7 protein-coding genes are annotated in these 8,366 nt (G+C 61.9%); 6 read left to right on the top strand and 1 reads right to left on the bottom strand.

Annotation, left to right across the window (positions count from 1 at the left end; all coding sequences use genetic code 11):
- Positions 1-629, top strand: a 629-nt coding sequence (locus EOA85_RS19975; protein ID WP_127210885.1) for an HNH endonuclease, incomplete at its 5' end; no start/stop codon positions are given.
- 161 nt (positions 630-790) lie between these two features.
- Here the strand turns inward: EOA85_RS19975 and EOA85_RS19970 are convergent.
- Entirely contained in the window at positions 791-2,521 is a 1,731-nt protein-coding gene (locus EOA85_RS19970; RefSeq protein WP_127210884.1) for an adenylate/guanylate cyclase domain-containing protein, read from the bottom strand.
- Between the two features lie 441 nt (positions 2,522-2,962).
- On the opposite strand from EOA85_RS19970, the gene EOA85_RS19965 reads away from it, so the two are divergent.
- From EOA85_RS19965 to EOA85_RS19945, 5 genes are all read left to right on the top strand, one after another.
- A complete protein-coding gene (locus tag EOA85_RS19965; protein ID WP_127210883.1) occupies positions 2,963-4,018 on the top strand; it encodes a LacI family DNA-binding transcriptional regulator in 1,056 nt (351 codons plus the stop codon).
- A gap of 130 nt (positions 4,019-4,148) precedes the next feature.
- On the top strand, positions 4,149-5,402 hold the full coding sequence (locus tag EOA85_RS19960) for a sugar ABC transporter substrate-binding protein (protein ID WP_127210882.1): 1,254 nt from the start codon (positions 4,149-4,151) through the stop codon (positions 5,400-5,402).
- A gap of 167 nt (positions 5,403-5,569) precedes the next feature.
- Positions 5,570-6,496, top strand: a complete 927-nt coding sequence (locus EOA85_RS19955; protein WP_095521830.1) for a sugar ABC transporter permease — start codon at positions 5,570-5,572, stop codon at positions 6,494-6,496.
- Positions 6,496-7,353 carry a carbohydrate ABC transporter permease gene (locus EOA85_RS19950; protein WP_065009682.1) on the top strand — a complete coding sequence of 286 codons (858 nt, stop codon included), beginning with the start codon at positions 6,496-6,498 and terminating at the stop codon, positions 7,351-7,353. The genes EOA85_RS19955 and EOA85_RS19950 overlap by 1 nt, the downstream gene beginning before the upstream one ends.
- 27 nt (positions 7,354-7,380) lie before the next feature.
- Positions 7,381-8,366: beta-L-arabinofuranosidase domain-containing protein (locus tag EOA85_RS19945; RefSeq protein ID WP_164759762.1), on the top strand; the 986-nt coding region annotated here is incomplete at its 3' end.

The raw sequence follows: 8,366 nt of genomic DNA, 5'->3' as shown, positions 1-8,366 counted from the left end.
TTAACGGACCTGATGGTCTCGTTGAACGAGGCCTACTCAACGACCAAGGACGGATTTCCGGTCGCGCCCAATCGGCCGTCCGGCAGATCAGTCCAGGCGACTTCAACCGCATTATCGATTTGGGCCTGGACACGAGTGAGTTGTTGCTGCCGCGCCTTGATGAGGTCGGCACATCTACCGGTTTTCAGGATGAGCAGGCGCCGTTCGAGTTCGAGCAGAGCCGTGATCGCGTAAACTACATCGGATCGCGAATTGTACGGGACCGCATTTTCCGTCGCATCGTCTTGCGCGCCTATGACGAGCGGTGCGCGATCACGGGACTGAAGTTGATAAATGGCGGCGGCCGAGCAGAAGTTTCAGCCGCCCATATTCGACCGGTCGAAGCGAACGGCCCGGATGTCATCAACAACGGGATCGCACTATCCGGTACAGCGCATTGGATGTTCGATCGCGGGCTGATCAGCCTATCCGACGATCTGGAAATTCTGATCTCGCGACAGGTCAATGACCTCGACAGCGTGCAGGCATTCATAAACAGGACCCGTCGCGTGCTTCCGCCTCGCCGACAGTTTGACCGCCCGCATCCTTGTTTCTTGCAATGGCACCGCGACCACTGCTTCAAGCAGTGAAGCACCGCCGGCGTGGCAGCGTGTTGGTAGGTGAGTGGAACGGCCGCCTCTGACGACCCTAAGCCGCCCGTCGTTCGGTCATGCCACAAGGTCCGCATCGGGTTGGGGGCCGATCTTTTTTGCCTGTCCTCGATTGGATCTGGTTCGTAGTCGCGGGCTGGCTACAGGTCGGCAATACCGGCTTTCAGCAGTCCTTCGCGGACGTGCTGCACGTCAGACTCCTGGGCGAAGTGCAGGGTGGCGATAAATGAATCGAGGTCGAATTGGGGATCGAGCGTTCTGATCTTGGCTAGATGCGCCGCGGCCGCGATTTCGTCGCCGAGCCAGCCGTAGCAGGCAGCGGCGAAAGCGTGCTGAACCGAGTCCATGGTTGACAGATGCATGAAAGCTTCGATCGCCTCGCCATACTGGCGCGCGGCGAAATGCGCCTTTCCCAGATGGCTCCAGAACCTCTCCGGGTGGTGCGGGTTCAACTGCATTGCCTTGCGGATCCATTCAATTCCCTCTTCCGGCCTCCCCAGCCACGTCAATAACTCGCCTTGCTGCACCACCACGAGGTCGTAATTGGGATTGAGGGCGAGGGCGCGCTCTTGATGGTAGCGCGCTGTGGTCAGCTCATTGTTGTTCACGTTCACTGCGGCGAGGATGCGGTGGACATCGGCATCGTTGTCGTCCAGCGCCAACGCCCTGTCCAGCGCTGCCATGATGTCGTTCCATACGCCATCCCTGTCTTCGCACCAGTTATGGACCCAGGCCTGGCCAAGGATGCAGGCCCGCCAGGCATGGGCATGAGCATAATCGGGGTCGAGCGCGACGGCCCTGCCTATCAAGGTTTGCGCGCGTTCATTATCCGCAATCGTGCTTCGGTGATGCAGCACCTTGGCGGCAAGCACACACTCATAGGCGGCCATGTTTGCAGGTTTCGCCCGCGCGAGCTGGTCCCGCTGAGCCGCCTCGACACGACCGGGCAGCGTGGCTGCGATCGCCGCGGTCACCTCATCCTGAATCGCGAATATGTCGTCCAGCTTCCGGTCATATTTGTCTGCCCAAATATGAGCGTCATTCGCCGTGTCGATGAGCTGAACCGTTACGCGCACCCTGTCGCCGATCTTGCGGACGCTTCCCTCCACCAGGTATTGGACGTCGAGTTTCTCGGCCACCTCGCGCACATTCACGGCGCGGTTCTTGTAGACGAAGCTGGAATTGCGCGAAATGACGAACAGCTCATGGTGGCGGGACAGTTCGGTGATGATGTCCTCGGTCAGTCCGTCCGCGAAAAATTCCTGCTCGGGGTCGCCGCTCATGTTGTTGAATGGCAGCACCACTATCGAAGGTTTCGAGATGGATCGCTTTGCCTCGACTTCCGGCAGGACAGGACTGTCAAACCCAATGCGATAGAGGCGAACCGGGCGGCTGATGTTCTTTAACATCTTCTCGCCCAGGTCCTCCATGGCAATTTCGAGACGGTCGGCAATTTGGGTCGCCACCGCTGCGGTCACGCAGATACCGCCGACGTCGGCGAGTTGCTCGATGCGCGAGGCAATATTGACGCCGTCGCCGAAAATGTCCTCATCTTCGAAAATGATGTCGCCGAGATTTATGCCGATCCTGAATTCGATACGCCGTTCTTGCGGCACATCCGAATTGCGCCGTTTCATGCGCTGTTGGATTTCCACGGCGCATTTCACGGCATCGGTCACGCTCTGGAACTCAACGAGCATGCCGTCTCCGGTGGTCTTGATGATCCGGCCCTTGTTCTTCGCGATGGCGGGATCGACCAGTTCTATGCGATGGGTCCGAAGGCGTGCGAGCGTGCCGGATTCGTCGGCCTCCATTAGCCGACTGTAGCCCGCCATATCGGCAGCCAGAATTGCGGCTAGTCTCTGTTCCATCGCTTGAACCAAAAACCAAGCCTATCCTTCCTGGGCTGCCAAATCCAGCAATTTGGGCTTGCGGCTGAATCAAGAAGTCTTCCTACCGCAGCAGCAAGAAAGGGCGGATCAGAAGCTTCCAACTTCCGCCAGGTGGCTGCGAACTCGATCGCATCAATGGCGGGAGGGATCCGCGCGGCGTCAGACCGGAAACGTCCGATATGAACCCGAGTCGGGACCATAGTGGCTGCATTCACTGACGTCTGAAATGGCGCCCTAGCAAGAAATCTTAGACACGCCCAAAACCAAATCTATCCCACTTGCCATCCCCTATACCTTCCCCTAATCTCCCCCTGAGAAAACCTTTTCCCAAGGCGCTCCTAACCCGCTGACCTCACCAATCAGCGTCTCGCAGGCCAACAAGAGAAAACCTTTTCCCAACCAAGGGATTCGCCACGCACCATGGCCTCCGACGCCCAGCCAGTCTCTGCCAAGACCCCCGTCACCCTGCGCGAGGTGGCTGCCTCTGCCGGCGTCAGCGTCGCCACGGCCTCAAAGGCACTGAACGGGCAGGGGCGGATGACGGCTGAGACGCGCGAGCGCATTCGCGAGACGGCGCAGCGGCTTGGCTTTCGCCCGAACAGCCTGGCCCAGAGCCTGTTGCGGCGGCGCTCCTTCACCGTCGGGCTGTTGACCAACGACACCTACGGCCGCTTTTCGCTGCCGGTCATGTCGGGCATTTCGGATGCGCTGGTCGACAAGGGCGTCTCGGTGTTTCTCTGCAACGTCGAGGACGACAAGCGCCTCGGCCAGCTCCATGTCGATGCCATGCTCGACAAGCGCGTCGACGGCATCATCGCCACCGGCAAGCGCATCGATCGCCATCTGCCGGTCGACCTGTCCAATCTCGGCGTTCCCGTGATCTATGCCTTCACCCAGCCCGATCCCGGCGCCGTCGCCTTTGTGTCTGACGACGCCGGCGGTGCGCGCCTGGCGGTCGAGCACTTTTGCCGGCTCGGGCGGCGCCGCATCGCCCATGTCACCGGGCCGGCGAGTTTTGCGGTGGTGCACGCGCGGGCACAGGCCTATCGTGACGTGCTGACCGAGAAAGGCTTGCCGGTCATGGAACCATTGCTCGGATCGTGGTCGGAAGCATGGGGTCACGAGGCGGTGAAGAAGCTCTTCGACGGTAAGCTGTCGAAGAGTGGGGACGAAAAACCCGATGCCGTCTTTTGCGGCAACGACCAGATCGCGCGCGGCGTCATCGACGCGCTGCGCGAGCGCGGCCTTGGCGTGCCGGACGATGTCGGCGTCATCGGTTTCGACAATTGGCAGATCGTGGCCGAGGCAACCCGCCCGCCGCTGACCTCCGTCGACATGAACCTGGCGGCACTCGGGCGCGAGGCCGGCCTCACCTTGCTTTCGCTCGTCGGCGGCGAACCCGCCGAGCCGGGCATCCGAAAACTGCCGTGCCGGCTGGTGGTGCGTCAGTCATGCGGCCGTCTGCCGGACGGCTGAACGAATGCATGTCGCCCAAAAGTGCATAGCGGTTTTGGGATAACGACATGCATGAAACTAAAGGCAGCCGTGCCGATAGCCACCCGCTTGGGAGCGCGGTTGCAGGAAACAGAAACATGAGGAGGAGAACATGAGGACCATATTTACCGGGCTCGCCTTTGCCGCGAGCATTTTTTCCACGCTGGCAGCAGTCGGGCCGGCCGCAGCCGAGACCGCCAACATCTGGGTTCGCGCCGACGGCTCGAACTTCATGCCGCGCATCGTCGACGCCTTCAACAAGGGGCATGAGAACCAGATAAAGCTGGACATCATCCCCAATGCCGAGATCATCCCGAAATACGGCGCGGCCGCCGCCGGCGGCACAGCACCCGATGCGCTGTCGCTCGACCTGATCTACACGCCGTCCTTCGCTGCCGCCGGCCAGTTGGAAGACATCACCGACTGGGCGAAATCCCTGCCTTATTTCGCGAGCCTGTCGCCGGCGCATGTCAAGACCGGCACCTACAAGGGCCGCATCTACGGGCTGCCGTTCTCCGCCGATAGTTCGGTGCTGATCTGGAACAAGAAGCTGTTCAAGCAGGCCGGTCTCGACCCTGAAAAGGGCCCGACCAACTGGGCCGAGATCGAAGCCTATGCCGAAAAGGTCAACGCGCTCGGCGGCGACACCAAGGGATTCTATTTCTCCGGCAATTGCGGCGGCTGCAACATCTTCACCTTCACGCCGCTGATCTGGGCCTCGGGCGGCGACATCCTCACCGAGGACGGCTCGAAGGCGACGCTCGACAGCCCGCAGCTGCGCGGCGCCATCGACCTCTACCGCTCGATGGTCAAGAAGGACCTGGTGCCGGCAGGCGCGCAGACCGACACCGGCTCCAACTTCTTTGCTGCGTTTGCCGCCGGCAATATCGGCATCTCGCCGTCCGGCGCCTTCGCCATCGGCGCGCTGAACACGCAATACCCAGACATCGACTACGGCGTCACCTTCCTGCCTGGCAAGGATGGCGGCTGGTCGTCGTTCGCCGGCGGCGACAATTTTGTCGTCACCAAGGGCACCACCAAGATCGCGGTGGTGAAGAAGTTCCTCGATTTCGCCTATTCGCTCGAAGGCCAGACCATCCTGGCGAAATATGGCAGCCTTCCGGTGCGCGGCGACATCGCCAATGAGGCGCTGAAGGAGCTCGACCCGCGCTACAAGGTCGCCGCAGAGGCCATGGCCAAGGGCCGCACGCCCTATTCGGTGGTGTTCAACGACCTGATCAACTCGGCCAACGGTCCGTGGAACCAGATGGTCAACGAGGTCTTCTTCGGCGAAGACGTCGATGGCGCCATCGCCAATGCGCAGGAAACCATGCAGTCGATCATCGACTCGGCGCCGCAACAGTAGGCGTAACCTCCCCCTCGAGGGGAGGTCGGACCGCAGGTCCGGGTGGGGTCATCTCGGCAGTGCTCGACGTTCTTTTGCGTCGGCGCGCGTCGGAGGCGACCCCACCCCGGGCGGCCGGACCCTCCCCGCAAGGGGGAGGGGGACGTAGCGCCAACGGAAGAACAGGCATGACCTCCATCGCAGCAATTTCCACCCCAGCGCGTCGCCGCAAACTGGTCGGCGCCGGCCGCCGGCAGTGGATCGGCCTGCTCTATGTCGCGCCGGCCGTCGCCCTTGTCGTCGTCTTCTTCATCATCCCGCTTTGCATGACGGCGTGGATGTCGCTGCACAACTGGCCGCTGATGGGCGCGCACTCGTTCATTGGCCTCGACAATTACTGGGCGATCCTGCGCGACACCAGGTTCTGGAACGCACTCAAATTCACCGGCTACTACACGGTGGTGGTGACGATCGCGATCTTCGCCGTCGCCTTTCCGCTGGCGCTTTTCATCGAAAGGCCGCGGCCGCTGACCGGCTTCTACCGGACGTCCTTCTTCATGCCGGCGGTCATCGGCTTCGCCTCGGCCAGCCTGCTCTGGTCTTGGCTTCTCAATGTCGATTCCGGCCTGTTCAGCCCGGCCGCCTTCGAACTCGGCCTGACCGAGAAGAAGGTCAATCTGCTGGCGACGTTCCAGCCGGCCTTCTGGTCGATTATCGCCATGGTCGTCTGGAAGGTGGCGGGATTCACCATGATCATCCTGATGACCGGCCTGCAATCCATCCCGCCGGATCTGCAGGAGGCGGCGATGATCGACGGGGCAGGGCCGCTGGCGCGGTTTCGCGCTATCACTCTGCCGTTGATGCGCCGCACCCTGGCGCTGGCGCTGATCCTGTCGGTTGCCGGTTCGGTGCTCGCCTTTGACCAGTTCTACATCATCCTGCGCGGCGGGCCGCGCAACCAGACGCTGACTGCCGTCTACTGGATTTTCAACCAGTCATTCGTGTCGTTCAAGCTCGGCTACGGAGCCGCATTGTCGATGATCCTGCTGATCATCCTGGTCGCACTCAGCCTGATCCAGCTGCGGCTGCTGCGCCAACCGGAGGGCGTTGACTGATGGCGCAGGCAAGGAGCCGCAGAACCCGCATCGGCATGCAGATCGCCGAGCACTCGACGGGCATCATCGCCTCATTGCTGTTCCTGGCGCCGATCGTCTGGACCGTGCTTTCGGCGTTCAAGCCGGCGCAGGAGTCGCGTCAGCCGCCGCTGCCGCCCTGGCCGACGACAGGTTTTTCGGTCGAGAATTACGCCACGCTCAACACTTTCGGCGATGGCCTCTGGCTGCCGGCGCAAAACAGCATCTATGTCTCTGTCATGACGGTGGTGCTGTCGGTGATCGTCAGCGTGCTGGCCGGCTACGGTTTCTCGCGCTTCCGCTTTCCGCTGAAGAACCTGCTCTTCGTCGTCATCCTGTCGACGATCATGATCCCGTTCCAGTCGATCCTGACGCCGATCTTCCTGGTGCTGACCAAGATCGGCCTGCACAACACGCTGACCGGGCTGGTCTGCGTCTATGTCACGCTGCAGCTGCCGTTCTCGATCTTCATGATGCGCAACGCCTTCGACGCGGTGCCGCGCGAGATCGAGGAAGCCGCCCGCATGGACGGCGCCAACAATGTCACCATGCTGCTGAGGGTGATGCTGCCGCTGGTCTGGCCGGGCATCGTCACCATCGCGCTGTTCGCATTCCTCGGTGCCTGGAACGAATTCCTGGCGGCGCTGGTGCTGATGACGGACCAGTCCAAATTCACGCTGCCGATCATGATGACGGCGCTGCAGTCCGGCCGCTTCGGCGCCATCGACTGGGGCGCGGTGCAGGCCGGCGTCACCGTGATGATGGTGCCATGCCTGGTGCTCTTCCTGTTGCTGCAGCGCTTCTACATCCGCGGCCTCATGGCAGGGGCCGTGAAGTGACCAATCGAATCGAACCGGAGTAAATTGATGACCGCATCGCAATCCGTCAGTCAGGGCACTACGCCGGGCCAAACCAGCAAGTTGGGCAAGCCAAAACTCGCCTTCCGTCCGCTGCCCGTGCCGCAGGTCGATGTGCGCGGCTTCTGGGGCGACCGCGTCGATGCCGTCGCGACCAGGACCGCCGACATCCTCTACGAGCGCTGCGTCGAGGCGCGCATGCTGGAGCAGATCGACCCGGACCGGCCATCGCCGGGCGTCGTCATTCCGTTCCACTCACCCTCGCCGGACGAGGCAGCCACCGCCGGCAACGAGTTCACTGGATCTACGGTGACGACCCAGATGTTCTGGGACAGCGATTGGGGCAAGACGATCGAGACCGCGGCCTATTCGCTGTATCGCCGCCGCAATGACGAGCTGGAGAAGAAGATCGACGCCGTCATCGACATGTACGGCAAACTGCAGCAGCCCGACGGTTATCTCTCCAGCTGGTACCAGCGTATCCAGCCCGGCCTGCGCTGGACCAACCTGCGCGACTGTCACGAGCTCTATTGCGCCGGCCACCTGATCGAGGGCGCGGTCGCCTATTACCAGGCGACGGCAAAGCGCAAGCTGCTCGACATCATGTGCCGCTATGTCGACCATATCGCCGAGACGTTCGGTCCCGAGCCCGGCAAGAAGAAGGGTTATTGCGGCCACGAGGAGATCGAGCTGGCGCTTGTCAAGCTCGCGCGGGTCACCGGTCAGCAAAAGTATATGGACCTTGCCAAATACTTCATCGACCAGCGAGGCCAACAGCCGCATTATTTCGACGAGGAGGCGCGTGCCCGCGGCGCCGACCCGAGAGCCTATCATTTCAAGACCTACGAATACAGCCAGTCGCACAAGCCGGTGCGCGATCAGGACAAGGTCGTCGGCCACGCGGTCAGGGCGATGTATCTCTATTCGGGCATGGCCGATATCGCCACCGAATATGGCGACGACACGCTGCGGGTGGCGCTCGACCGGCTGTGGGA

The sequence above is a fragment of the Mesorhizobium sp. M5C.F.Ca.IN.020.29.1.1 genome (genome assembly GCF_003997375.1).
GTDB classification, from domain to species: Bacteria; Pseudomonadota; Alphaproteobacteria; order Rhizobiales; family Rhizobiaceae; genus Mesorhizobium; species Mesorhizobium wenxiniae.
This window is presented reverse-complemented; position numbering and strand designations above follow the sequence as displayed.

Excerpts from the sequence above, each read along its gene's own strand:
- EOA85_RS19970 (WP_127210884.1), bottom strand. The coding sequence starts at position 2,521 with ATGGAACAGAGACTAGCCGCAATTCTGGCTGCCGATATGGCGGGCTAC.
- EOA85_RS19965 (WP_127210883.1), top strand. The coding sequence starts at position 2,963 with ATGGCCTCCGACGCCCAGCCAGTCTCTGCCAAGACCCCCGTCACCCTG.
- EOA85_RS19960 (WP_127210882.1), top strand. The coding sequence starts at position 4,149 with ATGAGGACCATATTTACCGGGCTCGCCTTTGCCGCGAGCATTTTTTCC.
- EOA85_RS19955 (WP_095521830.1), top strand. The coding sequence starts at position 5,570 with ATGACCTCCATCGCAGCAATTTCCACCCCAGCGCGTCGCCGCAAACTG.
- EOA85_RS19950 (WP_065009682.1), top strand. The coding sequence starts at position 6,496 with ATGGCGCAGGCAAGGAGCCGCAGAACCCGCATCGGCATGCAGATCGCC.